Below are 15,857 nucleotides of genomic sequence, written 5' to 3' on the forward strand. Positions count from 1 at the left end.
CGAGTTTAAACGCCCGTCGTGAACCATGCATCCGTGCGCGCGTACAAATCGATGAAGCGCGCATGGCGCGCGGCCAGCATGCGATCGTCGCGCGGCGCAGCGACCGGCGACGCGGTCGGCGCAAGCGCGGGCAACGCGTCTTCCCGCCAGTGTCCGATCGCGACGCCCGCGAGCAGCGCGGCGCCGCGCGTCGCGGCGTTCGGGCAATCGATCGCGTGAAGCGACGCGCCGAGCGCATCGGCGAGCAACTGGCGCCAGCGCGGATCGACCGAGCCGCCGCCCGCGAGACGCAGCGTCGTCACCGGGTCGCCGCGATCGGCGTCGCGGATCGCATCGAGCCCCGCGCGCAACGCGAACGCGACACCTTCGAACGCGGCGCGCATCATCGCGCCGCGCGTGTCGCCGAGCCCGAGGCCGAGCCAGCCGCCGCGCGCATCGGGGTTCATCCACGGTGAACGCTCGCCCGTCAGGTACGGCAGGAAGCACAGCCGTTCGGACGCCGGTTGCGCGAACGCATCGTCATACGCGTGCGCCCATCCCGGATAGCCGAGCCAGCCGCGCACGGCTTCGAGCGCGAGCCCGACGTTCTGCATCGCGGCCATCGTGTAATAGCCGCCGCCGGCCGCCGCGCGATAGCGATGCAGCCCGCGCCGCGCAGGCGGCAGCGCATCCGCGAGCACGACGATCTGGCCGCCGCTGCCCGTCGTCAGCAGCGCGTCGCCGGCGGCGGAAAGCCCGCTGCCGAGCGCTGCGCACGCCGTATCGGCCGCGCCCGTCGCAAACGGCACGCCGGCCGGCAGACCGAGCGCAGCAGCAGCCTGCGCGCCGAGTGCACCGCAGCGCGCGGTCGACGCATGGACCGGCGCGAACCGGTCGGCCGGCAGTCCGAGCGCGTCGATCAAGGCCGTATCCCATGCGCCGTCGGGCATCGCGAGCGCGGTCGCGCACGCGTCGCTCGGATCGGCCGCGACGTCGCCGCCCAGCGCGATGCGCAGCCAGTCCTTCGGCTGCACGGCCCAGCGCGCGGTGCGCAGCGCATCGGGTTCGTGCACGGCCAGCCACCGCAACAGCGGGCCCGCCATGCCCGGCGCGACGGGGTTCGGTGCGACGGGCCAGCCGGCCGCGTCGGCTTCGCGCACCGCGCGCGTGTCAGGCCACAGCAGCGCGGGCCGCACCGGCTGCCCGGCCGCGTCGATCAGCACGACGCCGTGCATCTGGCCCGAAAAGCCGATCGCCGCGACCTGCGCACGCTCGCCGGCCGGCAGCCGCGCGGCCGCGCGCACGAGCGCCTGCCACCACGCGTCGGGCGCGATCTCGGCCCAGCCGGGCTGCGGCGACGACAACGCATAAGGTTCGCTCGCGACCGCGCGCTCGACGCCGTCGGCATCGAGCGTGACGAGTTTGATGGAGCCGGTGCCGAGGTCGATTCCGAGCAGGCGCATGACGGGAGGGCGAATTCGAATGAACGGATGTCGATGATAACGGGATCGTGATGCGCGCCCCGGTTTTTGCCGCCGCCGCGACCCGCCGAAAGCGCGCTCGGCAGCCAGGTTGCACCGGGCTGCACCTTGCGTACAAAAGCGGCCGTTCGCGGGTTAACCCGGCACGATTTTTCGAAGCCCCGTTTTGCCACTATGCGCCTCCACCGATACACACCATAAAGCCAGCCATATTTGACACGGGGGCCGGCGCTATTTTGAAGGGCTATAAAACCGGGGAACCTCACTCCTGCGGCAGTTCCCCGATGATCGACACCCTGTTTCATGCCGAAACGGCATATCGAACCAGCAAAGAGCGGAATAGTACCCAGTGCTCTTGTTGCGCGGATTCATTCCGCATAACTTCGTATCACCCCGAAAACAAGATCATGGAGTGAGACAGATGCAATCGAACACGGTCCATCCGTGCGATGAGGTGCTGCCGACCGGCAAGCTGGTAACGCTTGGCCTGCAACACGTCCTCGTCATGTACGCCGGCGCTGTCGCCGTACCGCTTATCGTTGGCGGCGCGCTCAAGCTGCCAAAAGACCAGATCGCGTTCCTGATCAGCGCCGATCTGTTTTCGTGCGGCATCGCCACGCTGATCCAGACGCTGGGCCTGTGGATCTTCGGGATCCGCCTGCCCGTCATCATGGGCTGCACGTTCGCGGCAGTCGGCCCGATGATCGCGATCGGCACGAACCCCGGCCTCGGCATTCTCGACATCTTCGGCTCGACCATCGCGGCCGGCATCATCGGCATCGTGCTGGCGCCGATGATCGGCAAACTGTTGCGGTTCTTCCCGCCGGTGGTCGTCGGCACCGTGATTGCCGTGATCGGGCTGTCGCTGATGGAAGTCGGGATCAACTGGGCAGCCGGCGGCGTCGGCAACCCCGAATACGGCAGCCCCGTCTATCTCGGCCTGTCGCTGCTCGTACTCACGCTGATCCTGCTGATCAACAAGTTCGGCCGCGGCTTCATCGCGAACATCTCGGTGCTGCTCGGTATCGTCGCCGGCTTCGCGATCGCGTTCGTCGTCGGCCGCGTGAACACGGAAGGCGTGTCGCTCGCGCCGTGGGTCGGCTTCGTGATGCCGTTCCACTTCGGCTGGCCGCACTTCGACCCGCTGTCGATCGCGACGATGGTCACGGTGATGTTCGTCACGTTCATCGAATCGACCGGCATGTTCCTCGCGGTCGGCGACATGGTCGATCGTCCGGTCAACCAGGAGCGCCTCGTGCGCGGCCTGCGCGTCGACGGCCTCGGCACGCTGATCGGCGGCATCTTCAACTCGTTCCCGCACACGTCGTTCTCGCAGAACGTCGGCCTGATCGGCGTGACGGGCGTGAAGAGCCGTTACGTGTGTGCAACGGGCGGCGTGATCCTCGTGCTGCTCGGCCTGTTCCCGAAGATGGCGCAGGTCGTCGCGTCGGTGCCGCCGTTCGTGCTCGGCGGCGCAGGCATCGTGATGTTCGGGATGGTGGCGGCGAACGGCATCAAGGTGCTGTCGAAGGTCGACTTCGTGAACAACACCCACAACCTGTTCATCGTCGCCGTGAGCGTCGGCATGGGCCTCGTGCCGGTCGTGTCGCCGCACTTCTTCTCGAAGCTGCCGCCCGCGCTCGCACCGATCCTGCACAGCGGCATCCTGCTGGCATCGGCAACGGCCGTGATCCTGAACATCGTGTTCAACGGCGTAAAAGGCGAGAAGGACGCGCGCTGCGACATCCGCCGCGCCGGACACGACTTCGACGGCCGCCCGGCCGACGTGCATCACTGATCGCGCCGCGCCGGATGACGGCGCAAAGCGGTAAAGGAACAACGCCACGGCATGCCGTGGCGTTTTGCTTGGCGGGTGCCGGATCGGGAGAACCGACCGGCGGCGCGGCGCGGGGTGCCGATTGGTCGCGCGAGTCGAAGTGACCGGAATAACCGGAGTAACCGGAGTCCGATGCAGGAATCGTCACAGCAACGGTCCGCGCCCGCACAAAGCGACAGCACAAAAAGAAACGCCACGGACTTTCGTCCGTGGCGTTTTCGTTTCCGTGTATAGCCGGTTCGGCGAACAGGAGCGACTGCCCGCCCCTGCCCTTCGTCGTGCTTACCCGTTCGTCGCCGCTGCCGACGCGGGGGCCGGGGCGGCCGCCTTGTCGTAGTCGACCGGCTCGTCCGGCGCGCGCGGCGTCTCGCCGGCCCGCTGGATCCACCCGCCGCCCAATGCACGGTACAGATCGACCAGGTTCGTCCAGCGCGCCAGCCGCGCGCTGATCAGCGACTGCTGCGCCGAGTACAGATCCGTCTGCGCGGTCAGCACCGACAGGTAGCTGTCGACACCGTTCTTGTAGCGCAGGTCCGACAGGTCGAAGCGGCGCTGCTGCGCGTGCTCGTTGCGCTCCAGCGCCGCGATCTGCTGGTCGTACGTGCCGCGTGCGGCGAGGCCATCCGATACTTCGCGGAATGCCGACTGAATCGCCTTCTCGTAGTTCGCGATCTCGATGCGCTTCTGCACGTGCGCGAGATCGAGGTTCGCGATGTTCTGCCCGCCCTCGAAGATCGGCAGCGCAATGTTCGGCGCGAACGACCACGCCGCCGTGCCGGCCTTGAACAGCCCGCCGAGCGTCGGGCTCGCGGTACCGAACGCCGCCGTCAGCGAGATCTTCGGGAAAAACGCCGCGCGTGCCGCGCCGATGTTCGCGTTCGCAGCCAGCAGCGTCTGCTCGGCCTGCATCACGTCCGGACGACGCGTCAGCAGGTCCGACGGCAACCCGGCCGGCACGTCCGTCAGCAGGTTCTGCGCGTCGAGCGGCATGCCCGGCGGCAGATCGTCCGGCAGCGGCTCGCCGATCAGCAGCACCAGTGCGTTCACGGCCTGCGCGCGTGCCCGTGCCTGCGCCTGCTGGTTCGCGAGCGCCGTCTCGACCACCGTCTGCGCCTGACGCAGCTCGAGCTCGGAGCCCGTGCCGTTGTCGAACTGCAGCTTCGTCAGGTCGTACGACGCCTGCGCGGACTTCAGCGTGTTCTCCGTGACCTTCAGCAGATCGTCGGTCGACAGCACCGCCAGGTATTGATCCGCAACCTGCGACACCAGCGAGATTTCCGACGCCTGCCGCGCATACGCGGTCGACAGGTACTGCGCGAGCGCCTGGTCCTTCAGGCTCTGCACGCGACCGAACAGGTCGAGCTCCCATGACGCGGACAGCCCGACGTTGTAGGTGCGCGAGATCAGCGGCGCCCCGGTCGTCGACACACCGGCCGGCAGACGCTGGATGTTGCCCGTGCCCGTCGCATCGAGCGTCGGGAACAGGCCCGCGCGCACGATCTGGTACTGCGCGCGCGCCGCCTCGATGTTCAGCACCGACACGCGCAGGTCGCGGTTGTTCTTCAGCGCGATCTCGATCAGCCGCTGCAGGCGCGGATCGACGAAGAATTCGCGCCAGCCGATGGCGGTCGCCGCCTGGCCGTTCGCGCCGCGCGCGCCGGCAGCGCCCGGCTGCGTCGCATAGACGCCGCCGGCCGGGTACGCCTGTGCGACGGGCGCGTCGGGCCGCTTGTAGTGCGGCGCCATCGTGCAGCCCGTGGCAAAGAGCGCGACCGCGATTGCAGTCAAAGCGTGTTTTTGCATCATCACTGCCCCTTGTTGCTTTCGTCGCCGTTGCCCGGCTTCTCTTCGTGGTGCGAGTGCTCCTGAGCCAGGCGCAGCGCTTGGTCGACGTCTTCCTTCTCGCCGCTGAAGATCGCGCGGATCTTCACGAAGAACATCGGGATCATGAAGATCGCGAGGAACGTCGCCGTGATCATCCCGCCGATCACGCCCGTACCGATTGCGTGCTGGCTCGCCGAACCCGCGCCGTTGCTGATCGCGAGCGGCATCACGCCGAGAATGAACGCGAGCGACGTCATCAGGATCGGACGCAGCCGCAGGCGCGCCGCTTCCAGCGCGGCCTCGATCGGCCCCATCTTTTCCGACTGCTGCAACTCGCGCGCGAACTCCACGATCAGAATCGCGTTCTTCGCGGACAAGCCCACGGTGGTCAGCAGGCCGACCTGGAAGAACACGTCGTTCTCGAGGCCGCGCATCGTCGCCGCGAGCAGTGCGCCGATCACGCCGAGCGGCACCACCATGATCACCGAGAACGGGATCGACCAGCTTTCATACAGTGCCGCGAGACACAGGAACACGACGAGGATCGAGATCGCGTACAGGATCGGCGCCTGCGAACCGGACTGGATTTCCTGGAACGACAGGCCCGTCCACGAATAGCCGATACCGACCGGCAGCTTCTTCGCGAGCCCTTCCATCGCGGTCATCGCCTGGCCGGTCGACTTGCCCGGTGCGGCCTGACCCTGGATTTCCATCGCCGACACACCGTTGTAGCGCTCGAGCTTCGGCGAACCGTACGTCCAGTGACCGGTCGAGAACGCGCTGAACGGCACCATCCCGCCCGACCCGTTGCGCACGTACCAGATGTTCATGTCTTCCGGCGTCATCCGGAACGGCGCGTCGGCCTGCACGTAAACCTTCTTGATCCGGCCGTCGGTGTCGAGGAAGTTGTTCACGTACTTCGACGCCCATGCGATCGAGAACGTCTGGTCGATCGCGTCCGCCGTCACGCCGAGCGCATTCGCCTTCTCGCGATCGATGTCGACCTTGTACTGCGGCGTGTCGTTCAGGCCGTTCGGGCGCACGCCCTGCAGCGTCGGATCCTTCGAGGCCATCCCGAGCAACTGGTTACGCGCGGCCATCAGCGCGTCGTGGCCGAGACCGGCGTTGTCCGTCAGCTCGAAGTCGAAGCCGGCGGCCGTGCCGAGTTCAGGAATCGACGGCGGGTTGAACGGGATCACGATCGCGTCCTTGTAGCCCGCGTAGCGCCCGAACATCCGGCCGATCAGCGCCTGGACCTTCTGGTTTGCGTGCTGACGCTGCGAGTAGTCCCTCAGGCGAACGAACACGAGACCCGAGTTCTGGCCGCGGCCCGCGAAGCTGAAGCCGTTGACCGTGAACGCCGATTCGACGATTTCCTTCTCGTCCTTCAGCAGGTAGTCGGAAATGTTCGCGAGCGTCTTCGCGGTCGTTTCCTGCGTCGAACCCGACGGCGTCTGCACGATCACGAACATCAGGCCCTGGTCTTCATCGGGCAGGAACGACTTCGGCAGGCGCACGAACAGCAAGCCGACCGCGACGATCACGACCAGGTAGATGATGAGCCAGCGGCCCGAGCGCTTGATCACGTGGTGCACGCCGACGTGGTACTTGTCGCGGCTGTTGTTGAACGTGCGGTTGAACCAGCCGAAGAAGCCCTTCTTCTCTTCGTGATGCCCTTGCGGGATCGGCTTCAGGATCGTCGCGCACAGTGCGGGCGTCAGAATCAACGCGACGAGCACCGACAGCACCATCGCCGACACGATCGTCAGCGAGAACTGACGATAGATCGCGCCGACCGACCCGCCGGAGAACGCCACCGGCACGAACACCGCCGACAGCACGAGCGCCACGCCGACGAGTGCGCCGGTGATCTGGCCCATCGCCTTGCGGGTTGCCTCCTTCGGCGACAAGCCCTCTTCCGCCATCACGCGCTCGACGTTCTCGACCACCACGATCGCATCGTCGACCAGCAGGCCGATCGCGAGCACGAGGCCGAACATCGACAGCGTGTTGATCGAGAAGCCCACCAGCGACATGATCGCGAACGTGCCGAGCAGCACGACCGGCACCGCGATCGTCGGGATGATCGTCGCCCGCAGGTTCTGCAGGAACAGATACATCACGAGGAACACGAGCACGATACCTTCGAGCAGCGTCTTGACCACTTCCTCGATCGACAGCTTCACGAACGGCGTCGTGTCGTACGGATACTTCACGACGAGGCCGTGCGGGAAGAACGGTGCCAGCTCGTCGATCTTCGCGCGCACGGCCTTCGCGGTCGCGAGCGCGTTGGCGTTGGTCGCGAGCTGGATACCGAGTGCCGCGGTCGGCTGACCGTTGTACTTCGTGTCGAAGTTGTAGTTTTCGCCGCCGAGGCCGATCTGCGCGACGTCCTTCAGGCGCACCTGCGAGCCGTCCTGGTTGACCTTCAGCAGGATGTTGCCGAACTGCTCGGGCGTCTGCAGCAGCGTCGATTCGGTGATCGTCGCCTGCAGCACGGTGCCCGGCTTCGCCGGCGTGCCGCCGATCTGGCCGCCCGCGATCTGCACGTTCTGTGCGGTGATCGCGGTCGACACGTCGACCGGCGTGAGGCCGTAGTTCGTCAGGCGGGTCGGGTCGAGCCAGATCCGCATCGCGTACTGCGAGCCGAACAGCGTGACGGTACCGACGCCGTTCAACCGGCTGATCGGATCCTTCACGTGCGACGCCACGAAGTTCGCGAGGTCGTACTTGTTCATGCTGCCGTCTTCGGAGTTGAAGGCGAGCACCAGCAGGAAGCTGCTGCTCGACTTCGTCACCGACAGGCCGAGCTGCTGCACGACCTGCGGCAGAACCGGCGTCGCGAGCGACAGCTTGTTCTGGACCTGGACCTGTGCGATGTCGGCGTTGGTGCCCGGCGCGAAGGTCAGCGTGATCGTCGCGTTGCCCGAGTCGTCACTCGTCGACGACATGTACAGGAAGTTGTCGAGGCCGCTCATCTGCTGCTCGATCACCTGCGTCACCGTGTCTTCCACCGTCTTCGCGGAAGCGCCCGGGTAGTTCGCGGTGATCTGGATCGATGGCGGCGCGATCGTCGGATACTGCGAGATCGGCAGCGTGAAGATCGCCGCAACCCCCGCCAGCATCAGGATGATGGCGATCACCCACGCGAAGATAGGGCGATCGATAAAAAACTTTGCCATGAAACAGGCTCCCTGTTATTGCGCGCTCGAAGCGGCGGCAGCACTCGCCGGCGCGGCGCCCGATGCGGCAGCACCGGAAGCGGCGGCGGCGCCGGAACCGGCGGCAGCCGGCGCGGCGGATGCGGCAGCAACGCCCGATGCGGCATCTGCCGCCGGTGCGAGCTGCGCCGCGACGGCCTTCACGGTCGCACCCGGACGAACCTTGTCGACGCCCTGCACGATCACGTGATCGCCCGCTTCCAGGCCGCCTTCGACGACCCAGTTCTGGCCCTGCATGCCGGTGGTCTTCAGCGGACGCGGCTCGACCTTGTTGCTGGCGTTCACCACCATCGCGACCGCCTGCCCCTTCTGGTCATGCGTGACGCCGATCTGCGGCACCAGGAACGCGTTCTCGTTCACGCCTTCCTCGATCCGTGCGCGCACGAACATCCCCGGCAGCAGCACCCTGCCCGCATTCGGGAAGACCGCGCGGATCGTCACCGAGCCGGTGGTCTGGTCGACCGTCACGTCCGAGAACTGCAGCTTGCCCGGCTCCGAATAGGTCTTGCCGTCTTCCAGCACCAGCGACACCTTCGCGGCGCCCGGGCCGGTCGTCTTCAACCGCCCGCTCTGCACGTCCTGGCGCAGCTTCAGCCCGTCGAGACTCGACTGCGTGAGGTCCACATACACCGGGTCGAGCTGCTGCACCGTCGACATCAGCGTCGCCTGGCTCGCCTGCACGTATGCGCCCGGCGTTACCTGCGAGATGCCGACGCGACCGGTGATCGGCGAGACCACGTCGGTATAGCCGAGGTTGATCTGCGCGGTGTCGACCGCCGCCTTGCCGGCCGCGACGTCCGCCGCGGCCTGCCCTTGCGTGGCCACCGCATTGTCGTAGTCCTGCTTGCTGACCGCATTCGCCGCCACCAGCACCTTGTAGCGCGCGACCAGTGCGTTCTGCGTCACGAGGTTCGCCTGCGCCTTCGCAAGCGTCGCCTTCGCGCTGTTCAACGCGGCGACGTACGGCGCCGGATCGATCTTGTAGAGGCGCTGACCGGCCTTGACGTCGGTGCCTTCGGTAAATTCACGGCGCAGCACGATGCCGTCGACCCGTGCGCGCACCTGCGCGACGAGGAACGCGCTGGTGCGGCCCGGCAGTTCGGTGAAGACCTGTACCGATTGCGGCTGGACGGTGACGACGCCGACTTCCGGCGTTTGCGGCGGCGGTGCCGATTCTTTTTTGCCGCACGCGGCCAGGAAAACGGCGGCCGTCGCGACAGTGATTAAGCGGTATGGAACCCGTTCGACGCGCATGGAGCGACCTCTGTGTATAGCCAATGGAATAAGTGCAGCGCCCGATCGGGGCGCAACACGGATGCGCCTCGCGGCGCCGATCGAACACCTGAATGACTGGACTGCTGGATACAGCACGTCGGCACGAGACCTCCGTGCCGACGGGATGCCGCGAACTGCGGACTGGTACTTGGCGGGAATCAGCAGAGTGGGATATTAACTGATTGCCACTTTGGTCATTCGATCGTAGGGTGGTATTGTATATACATTCACGAATGTATGTAAAAAGCTCGTTTGTGCCCCGCCGACGGTCCAGTCTTACGGATTGTTACCAGTCGCAAGCATAGCCCGCCTGCATGAAGGCGACGAGAGTTGCAGACCCTATATTCACCTACGAACGATCCAATCAGGCCTGCACATGGTCAGACGTACCAAGGAGGAGGCACTCGAGACGCGTAATCGCATTCTCGACGCCGCCGAACACGTGTTCTTCGAGAAAGGCGTGTCGCACACGTCGCTCGCGGACATCGCCCAGCACGCCGGCGTGACGCGCGGCGCGATCTACTGGCATTTCGCAAACAAGAGCGAACTGTTCGACGCGATGTTCGACCGCGTGTTTCTGCCGATCGACGAGTTGAAGCGGATGCCGCTCGACGCGCCGGGCGGCAATCCGCTCGAGAAGGTCCGCCAGATCCTGATCTGGTGCCTGCTCGGGGTGCAGCGCGACTCGCAGTTGCGGCGCGTGTTCAGCATCCTGTTCATGAAGTGCGAATACGTCGCGGACATGGAACCGCTGCTGCAGCGCAACCGCGCGGGGATGAGCGAGGCGCTGCACACGATCGATGCCGATCTCGCGGTGGCCGTGCGACTCAAGCTGCTGCCCGAGCGGCTCGATACGTGGCGTGCGACGCTGATGCTGCACACCCTCGTCAGCGGTTTCGTGCGCGACATGCTGATGCTGCCCGACGAGATCGACGCCGAGCAGCATGCGGAAAAGCTCGTCGACGGCTGTTTCGACATGCTGCGCTACAGCCCGGCGATGCTGAAGGAAGGCGACTGACGGCGCGGCGCTCGCTGCGACGCCCTGCTCGCCCCCTGTCTCTCCGGCCGGTTCAGGCCGCCTTCGCGCGATGCGCGCGGGCCCGCCGGTTCGACGCGGCCACCGAATCGCGCTTCGGCATTGGCGCGCCGGCCAGTCCCTCGATCCACGCTTCGGTCGACATCACGGCCGCGAAATTCGACTGGAACACCACCGTGTACGCGCGGTGAATCTCTTCGGCGCTCGCCGCGCCCGCTTCGTTCTCGTAAGGCAACGCGCCCGTCGCGTCCTCCAGGTACTCGACCTTCAGCCCCGCGTGCGCCGCGTGATAAACCGTCGACGCATTGCAGTTGTGCGTCATGTAGCCGGCCACCGCGAGCGTGTCGATCCCGTGCGCATCGAGCCAGGCGGCGAGATCGGTCCCGGCAAACGCGCTCGCCTGCGTCTTCTCGATCAGGTGCGCGTACGGCCGGCCGGCGACAACCGCGTGCAGTGCAACGCCGTCGGTGCCGGGTGCAAAGATCGGCGCGCCGGCCGGCGCGACGTGCTGAACGACGATCACCGGCACACCGGCCGCATGCGCGGCGTCGATCGCGCGGTCGATGTTAGCGAGCGACACGTCGAGCGGCGGATACTCGATCGGCAGGTTGCCCGTCACGTATTCGTTCTGGACGTCGATCACGATCAGCGCACGGCGGGAAGCGGGACGGGAAACGGAATGAGAAGTGGAATGCGGGACGGCGTTCGACATGGCGGCTCCTGGTCGGGGGCCGCTGGCCGCCCCGGAACGGGACGGCCAGCGGCGCGATGCGATGCGATGCGATGCGATGCGATGCATTGTCGGGCCGCATCGTTCGCGCGGACAGTGGCCCGATAGCCATTCTTCGATAAAATCGGGCCATCGCCATTCCGGAGCCTGCCATGACCGCCGCCGCGTCACCCGCCCCGCCCGTTCCGACTGTCGTCGCGGTGATCGCGTACGACGGCATCAGCCCGTTCCACCTGTCGGTGCCGTCCGTCGTGTTCGGCAAGGAACGCGACGCGGCCGCAGCGCCCGCATTCGAGTTCCGCGTCTGCTCGGCCGAGCGCGGCCCGCTGTCGACCACGGGCGGCTTCACGATCACCGCGCCGTACGGGCTCGACGCGCTCGACGACGCGGACATCGTCATCGTGCCGGCCTGGCGCGACCCGGATGAAGCGCCGCCGGACGTGCTGCTCGACGCAGTCCGCGCGGTCGCCGCACGCGGCGCGCAGCTCGTCGGGCTGTGCCTCGGCGCTTACGTGCTCGCCGCGGCCGGCCTGCTCGACGGCCGCCCGGCCACGACACACTGGGCGTGGGCCGACGACTTCGCCCGGCGCTTTCCGCGCGTGAGGCTCGATCCCGACGTGCTGTACGTGGACGACGGCAACCTGATGACGTCGGCCGGCACGGCCGCGGGGCTCGACTGCTGCCTGCACGTCGTGCGGCGGCGCTTCGGCTCGGACGCCGCGAACCAGATCGCGCGCCGCCTCGTGATCCCGCCGCACCGCCAGGGCGGACAGGCCCAGTACGTGCCGCAGCCGGTCGCCGCGCATCCGCGCGATGCGCGGCTCGCGGGCCTGCTCGACTGGGTGCGCGCACACCTCGACACCGCGCACAGCGTCGATTCGCTCGCCGAACGCGTGCTGATGAGCCGGCGCACGTTCACGCGCCACTTCCGCCAGGCGACGGGCACGACCGTCACCGCGTGGCTGCAGGCCGAGCGGCTCGCGCGCGCGCAGCATCTGCTGGAAACCACCGGACAATCGATCGACGCGATCGCGCAGGCGGCCGGCTACGGATCGAGCGTGTCGCTGCGCCAGCATTTCGCGGGCGCGCTCGGCACCTCGCCGTCTGCGTATCGAAGGGAATTTCGCGGCGCCGGAGCCGGTGCCGATGCGGGGCTGTGACGCCCGCCGCACGCGCAGCGGGCCCCCGTGAAGCGGAACCGGTAGCGCGCGGCCGCTCAGCCGCCGTTGATCCAGCGCGCCGCATAAAGCAGCAGCGCAACGAAGACGATCATCGCCGCCCATGCCCATACGGGCACCGTGCCGGAACCGCGATGAGGGAGCGCGCTGGCACGCCCGGACAGCGTGCCGCCGAGGTGCGGCGGCAGCGAACGCTTGGTCGCGGCCACCAGCGATGCCGGCCGCAGGAACACATGCTGGCGCCGCTGCGCGGTCGAGCGCGCGCGATTCGGCGCGAGGCCGTGCTTGGCCTGCACGACCGCGCAGAACTCGCGGAAGAAATCGTCGGTCCATTCGCGCAGCGCATTGTCGATCTGCCGCACCGGCAGCTCGGCGAGCGGCCCGCTCGCCGTCGCCCAGACCACGTACTCGATGCACGTGGCGTTCGCGTCGTCATCCGGCATCAGTACGAGTTCGACCTGGCCGCGCAGCGCGCCGAGGCCGTCGGCCCGCGCCTTGAAATTGATCACGCGGCGCGGCCGCCCTTCCGCGTCGCCCTGCTCGGCGGCCGCATGCGCACGCACGTCGTAGCGTGCGCGCAGCGGGCCGAGCGGCACCGTGATCGTCAGCGCGAACTCGTCGTGCGCGAGCTTCTCGAACGATTCGCAATGGTCGAAGCTTGCCCGCAGCAATGCGAGATCCTCGAAGGCCTCCCGCACGACAGGCAGCGCGAGCGCTACGCGTAACGTGTCGTTCAGTTCCATGATGCCTCCCCGATGAACGCGCGCCGCATCAGGACGTCTCGACGAGGCTGTCGATCCGTGCGGCATCGAAGGCGACGTAGTGCGCGAGCGCGGACGCCGCCTCCTTCGGTTCTTCGTAACTCCATGCGGCGTTCTCGATCACGCCGTCTTCCGTCTGCAAGTCGAAGTGCACCGCCTGCCCCCTGAACGGGCAGGCCGTCGTGAAACCCGATTTCACGAGCCTGCGCATGTTGACGTCGCCGCGCGGCAGGTAGTGGATGTCCGGCAGTCCCGTTTCGCGCACGGTCAGCGCGCCGTGCGAATCGGCGTACGTGATGCCGCGATGGATCACGCGCACGCGATGACGGTTCGGCACGATTTCGAGACGGGGAGCGGCTGCATCGGACATCGTTTCTCCTTCGGGCGGCCCGGCAAGCAAGCCGGCGCAGGAAACGAAAAAGCCACGGCACGGGTGCCGTGGCTTTCATTATGAGCGAAACTGCGGCCAATTGCGCGGCCCCGGCCGGGGTCGCGCGCGGCGGGCTACTGCGCGCTCCACTGGAATGCGGCTTTCGCGCCGCCCTTCGCGCCGACCGTAACGGCGCGCGATTCGTCGCTGCCCTGGTACGACGCGTGTACCGTATAGCGCCCCGGCGGCAGCTTCACCAGCATGTACGGCCCGCGCGCGTCGGTCGCCAGCACCTCGGTGCCCTTGCCGTCGACGATCCGGACATGGACGTCGGCCAGAAACTCGCCGCCCTTGCCGGTGAAGCGCAGCGCCAGCGGCCATGACGCCTCGTTACTCTGGAATGCCGTCGACTGGTCCTTGCCGATACCGCCCGACACATAGCTGATATCGCCTTGCTGGCTCGCGGCGGGCAGACCGTCCGACTGCGCGTACGCGCCGGTCGCACCGGCCGCGAGGCCGGCGGCCAACGCCGCGGCGACGGCAAATCGGGACACGTTGCGTAGATATTGCATGGCTCTCTCCTTGGGGTCGGAACACATACGGGGCACCGCGCCGTGCGGTCGAACGGCGGCAGCACCCGCCGCGGCCGGCCTGGCCGGCCGTCGGCCGTCGCCGGTCAGCTCAGGTCGACCGGCACGAAGATCTGTGCATTATCGCGCTGGATCAGCAGAGCAAGACTGTTGCCCGCACCCTTGACCGCGTCGCGCAACTGCTCGGGGCTCGTGACCGGCCGGCCGTTGACCGCGAGGATCACGTCGCCGGGCTGGATGCCCGCGTTGGCGGCCGGCCCGCCGGCCTGCTGCACGATCAACCCGTGCGACAGGTTGTCGGCATTGCGCTCCTGCGGCGACAGCGGACGCACCGCGACACCCAGGCGCCCCTGCTCGACGGGCCCGCCGTCGTTCGACGCGAGCTTCGCATCGGCCATCGCGCCGAGCGTCACGCTGATCGACTTCTTCGACTTGTCGCGCCAGATCTGCAGGTCGGCCTTCGAACCCGGCTTCAGGTTCGCGATCTGCGCGGGCAGCGACGTCGAATCGGCGACCGGCGAGCCGTTGACCGACAGGATCACGTCGCCCGGCTGCAGGCCCGCCTTCGCGGCCGGACCGTTCGAATCGACCGAACTGACGAGCGCACCGTCCGGCTTCTGCAGCCCGAACGAACTCGCGAGCGTCTGGTTCAGCCCCTGCACGGCGACGCCGAGGCGACCGCGGCTCACGTGGCCCGTCTTCACGAGTTCGTCCTTCACCTTGATCGCCTCGTTGATCGGGATCGCGAACGACAGGCCCTGGAAGCCGCCCGTCTGCGAGTAGATCATCGAGTTGATGCCGATCACCTCGCCCTGCAGGTTGAACAGCGGGCCGCCCGAGTTGCCGGGGTTCACCGGCACGTCGGTCTGGATGAACGGCGTGTAGTTCTCGTCCGGCAGCGCGCGCGACTTCGCGCTGATGATGCCCGACGTGACCGTGTTGTCGAAGCCGTACGGTGAACCGATCGCGACGACCCACTGGCCGACCTTGCTCTGGGCCGGATCGCCGATCTTCACGGTCGGCAGGCCGCTCGCGTCGATCTTCAGCACCGCGACGTCCGACTGCTTGTCCGAGCCGACGACCTTCGCCTTGTACTCGCGCTTGTCGGTCAGCTTGACCGTGACGACGTTCGCGCCGTCGATCACGTGTGCATTGGTGAGGATGTATCCGTCGGAACTGACGATGAAGCCCGACCCGAGGCTCGCGCTCGGCTGGTCGTCCGGCTGCGCGTCGCCGCCCATGCCCGGCACCTGGCCGTAGAAGTGCTTGAAGAACTGGTAGAACGGGTCGCTCGGATCGATCGGCAGTTGCGGCTGCGGCGCACGCCGCGACACCTGCTTCACGACGTGCTTCGCACTGATGTTCACGACCGCCGGGCCGTAGGTCTCGACCAGCCCGGAGAAATCGGGAATGCCGGTCTTGGCGGCCGCTTCGGCCGGCATCAGCGCGGCCGCCTGCGCGGGCGTGATGATCTGCGGATCGGCGCGGCGGGTGCCGGCGAAGTAGCCGGCCGACAGGGCGGCCGCCACGGCGACCGCGACGGCGCCGCGCGCAAGGAATCGGGTGTTCATCGTA

The 15,857-nt window shown here is 67.4% G+C and carries 12 protein-coding genes; 3 read left to right on the forward strand and 9 right to left on the reverse strand.

Annotation, left to right across the window (positions count from 1 at the left end):
* Positions 1 to 5: 5 nt before the first annotated feature.
* The gene (locus tag CUJ89_RS14505) at positions 6 to 1,442 is read right to left on the reverse strand and encodes a xylulokinase (protein WP_114177920.1); all 1,437 of its coding nucleotides are present in this window, start codon (positions 1,440 to 1,442) and stop codon (positions 6 to 8) included.
* 439 nt (positions 1,443 to 1,881) lie between these two features.
* On the opposite strand from CUJ89_RS14505, the gene CUJ89_RS14510 reads away from it, so the two are divergent.
* A complete protein-coding gene (locus tag CUJ89_RS14510) occupies positions 1,882 to 3,258 on the forward strand; it encodes a nucleobase:cation symporter-2 family protein (RefSeq protein WP_201752243.1) in 1,377 nt (458 codons plus the stop codon).
* Between the two features lie 321 nt (positions 3,259 to 3,579).
* Here CUJ89_RS14510 and CUJ89_RS14515 read toward each other — a convergent pair whose 3' ends face one another.
* From CUJ89_RS14515 to CUJ89_RS14525, 3 genes are read right to left on the reverse strand one after another with little or no spacing between them, the layout of a single operon-like run.
* Positions 3,580 to 5,103: an efflux transporter outer membrane subunit gene (locus CUJ89_RS14515; protein WP_114177922.1), complete on the reverse strand. Its 1,524-nt coding sequence runs from the start codon at positions 5,101 to 5,103 to the stop codon at positions 3,580 to 3,582.
* Positions 5,103 to 8,303, reverse strand: coding sequence for an efflux RND transporter permease BpeB (gene bpeB, locus CUJ89_RS14520; RefSeq protein ID WP_114177923.1), 3,201 nt, complete (start codon positions 8,301 to 8,303; stop codon positions 5,103 to 5,105). Before bpeB ends, CUJ89_RS14515 begins: the two co-directional genes overlap by 1 nt.
* A gap of 15 nt (positions 8,304 to 8,318) precedes the next feature.
* Positions 8,319 to 9,596, reverse strand: a complete 1,278-nt coding sequence (locus CUJ89_RS14525; RefSeq protein WP_114177924.1) for an efflux RND transporter periplasmic adaptor subunit — start codon at positions 9,594 to 9,596, stop codon at positions 8,319 to 8,321.
* A 397-nt stretch (positions 9,597 to 9,993) separates the two neighbouring features.
* On the opposite strand from CUJ89_RS14525, the gene CUJ89_RS14530 reads away from it, so the two are divergent.
* Complete coding sequence (locus CUJ89_RS14530; protein WP_114177925.1) at positions 9,994 to 10,635, forward strand: TetR family transcriptional regulator; 642 nt, start codon at positions 9,994 to 9,996, stop codon at positions 10,633 to 10,635.
* A 52-nt stretch (positions 10,636 to 10,687) separates the two neighbouring features.
* On the opposite strand, the gene CUJ89_RS14535 is transcribed toward CUJ89_RS14530, so the two are convergent.
* Complete coding sequence (locus CUJ89_RS14535) at positions 10,688 to 11,365, reverse strand: cysteine hydrolase family protein (protein WP_114177926.1); 678 nt, start codon at positions 11,363 to 11,365, stop codon at positions 10,688 to 10,690.
* A 170-nt stretch (positions 11,366 to 11,535) separates the two neighbouring features.
* Between CUJ89_RS14535 and CUJ89_RS14540 the strand changes: the two genes are divergently transcribed.
* Positions 11,536 to 12,543, forward strand: coding sequence for a helix-turn-helix domain-containing protein (locus CUJ89_RS14540; protein ID WP_114177927.1), 1,008 nt, complete (start codon positions 11,536 to 11,538; stop codon positions 12,541 to 12,543).
* Between the two features lie 56 nt (positions 12,544 to 12,599).
* On the opposite strand, the gene CUJ89_RS14545 is transcribed toward CUJ89_RS14540, so the two are convergent.
* The 4 genes from CUJ89_RS14545 to CUJ89_RS14560 form a co-directional block, all read right to left on the reverse strand.
* A complete protein-coding gene (locus tag CUJ89_RS14545; protein ID WP_114177928.1) occupies positions 12,600 to 13,304 on the reverse strand; it encodes a CoxG family protein in 705 nt (234 codons plus the stop codon).
* 28 nt (positions 13,305 to 13,332) lie between these two features.
* Positions 13,333 to 13,692 (reverse strand): DUF427 domain-containing protein, encoded by a 360-nt coding sequence (locus CUJ89_RS14550; protein WP_114178621.1) that lies wholly within the window; start codon positions 13,690 to 13,692, stop codon positions 13,333 to 13,335.
* 134 nt (positions 13,693 to 13,826) lie between these two features.
* Positions 13,827 to 14,264 (reverse strand): carboxypeptidase-like regulatory domain-containing protein, encoded by a 438-nt coding sequence (locus CUJ89_RS14555; RefSeq protein ID WP_114177929.1) that lies wholly within the window; start codon positions 14,262 to 14,264, stop codon positions 13,827 to 13,829.
* 104 nt (positions 14,265 to 14,368) lie between these two features.
* Positions 14,369 to 15,853: a DegQ family serine endoprotease gene (locus tag CUJ89_RS14560; protein ID WP_114177930.1), complete on the reverse strand. Its 1,485-nt coding sequence runs from the start codon at positions 15,851 to 15,853 to the stop codon at positions 14,369 to 14,371.
* Positions 15,854 to 15,857: the final 4 nt, after the last annotated feature.

It is taken from the genome of Burkholderia pyrrocinia, assembly GCF_003330765.1.
In the GTDB taxonomy this organism is placed as follows: Bacteria; Pseudomonadota; Gammaproteobacteria; order Burkholderiales; family Burkholderiaceae; genus Burkholderia; species Burkholderia pyrrocinia_B.

Coding starts and splice junctions, on each gene's coding strand:
- CUJ89_RS14505 (WP_114177920.1), bottom strand. CDS start 1,442: ATGCGCCTGCTCGGAATCGACCTCGGCACCGGCTCCATCAAACTCGTC.
- CUJ89_RS14510 (WP_201752243.1), top strand. CDS start 1,882: ATGCAATCGAACACGGTCCATCCGTGCGATGAGGTGCTGCCGACCGGC.
- CUJ89_RS14515 (WP_114177922.1), bottom strand. CDS start 5,103: ATGATGCAAAAACACGCTTTGACTGCAATCGCGGTCGCGCTCTTTGCC.
- bpeB (WP_114177923.1), bottom strand. CDS start 8,303: ATGGCAAAGTTTTTTATCGATCGCCCTATCTTCGCGTGGGTGATCGCC.
- CUJ89_RS14525 (WP_114177924.1), bottom strand. CDS start 9,596: ATGCGCGTCGAACGGGTTCCATACCGCTTAATCACTGTCGCGACGGCC.
- CUJ89_RS14530 (WP_114177925.1), top strand. CDS start 9,994: ATGGTCAGACGTACCAAGGAGGAGGCACTCGAGACGCGTAATCGCATT.
- CUJ89_RS14535 (WP_114177926.1), bottom strand. CDS start 11,365: ATGTCGAACGCCGTCCCGCATTCCACTTCTCATTCCGTTTCCCGTCCC.
- CUJ89_RS14540 (WP_114177927.1), top strand. CDS start 11,536: ATGACCGCCGCCGCGTCACCCGCCCCGCCCGTTCCGACTGTCGTCGCG.
- CUJ89_RS14545 (WP_114177928.1), bottom strand. CDS start 13,304: ATGGAACTGAACGACACGTTACGCGTAGCGCTCGCGCTGCCTGTCGTG.
- CUJ89_RS14550 (WP_114178621.1), bottom strand. CDS start 13,692: ATGTCCGATGCAGCCGCTCCCCGTCTCGAAATCGTGCCGAACCGTCAT.
- CUJ89_RS14555 (WP_114177929.1), bottom strand. CDS start 14,264: ATGCAATATCTACGCAACGTGTCCCGATTTGCCGTCGCCGCGGCGTTG.
- CUJ89_RS14560 (WP_114177930.1), bottom strand. CDS start 15,853: ATGAACACCCGATTCCTTGCGCGCGGCGCCGTCGCGGTCGCCGTGGCG.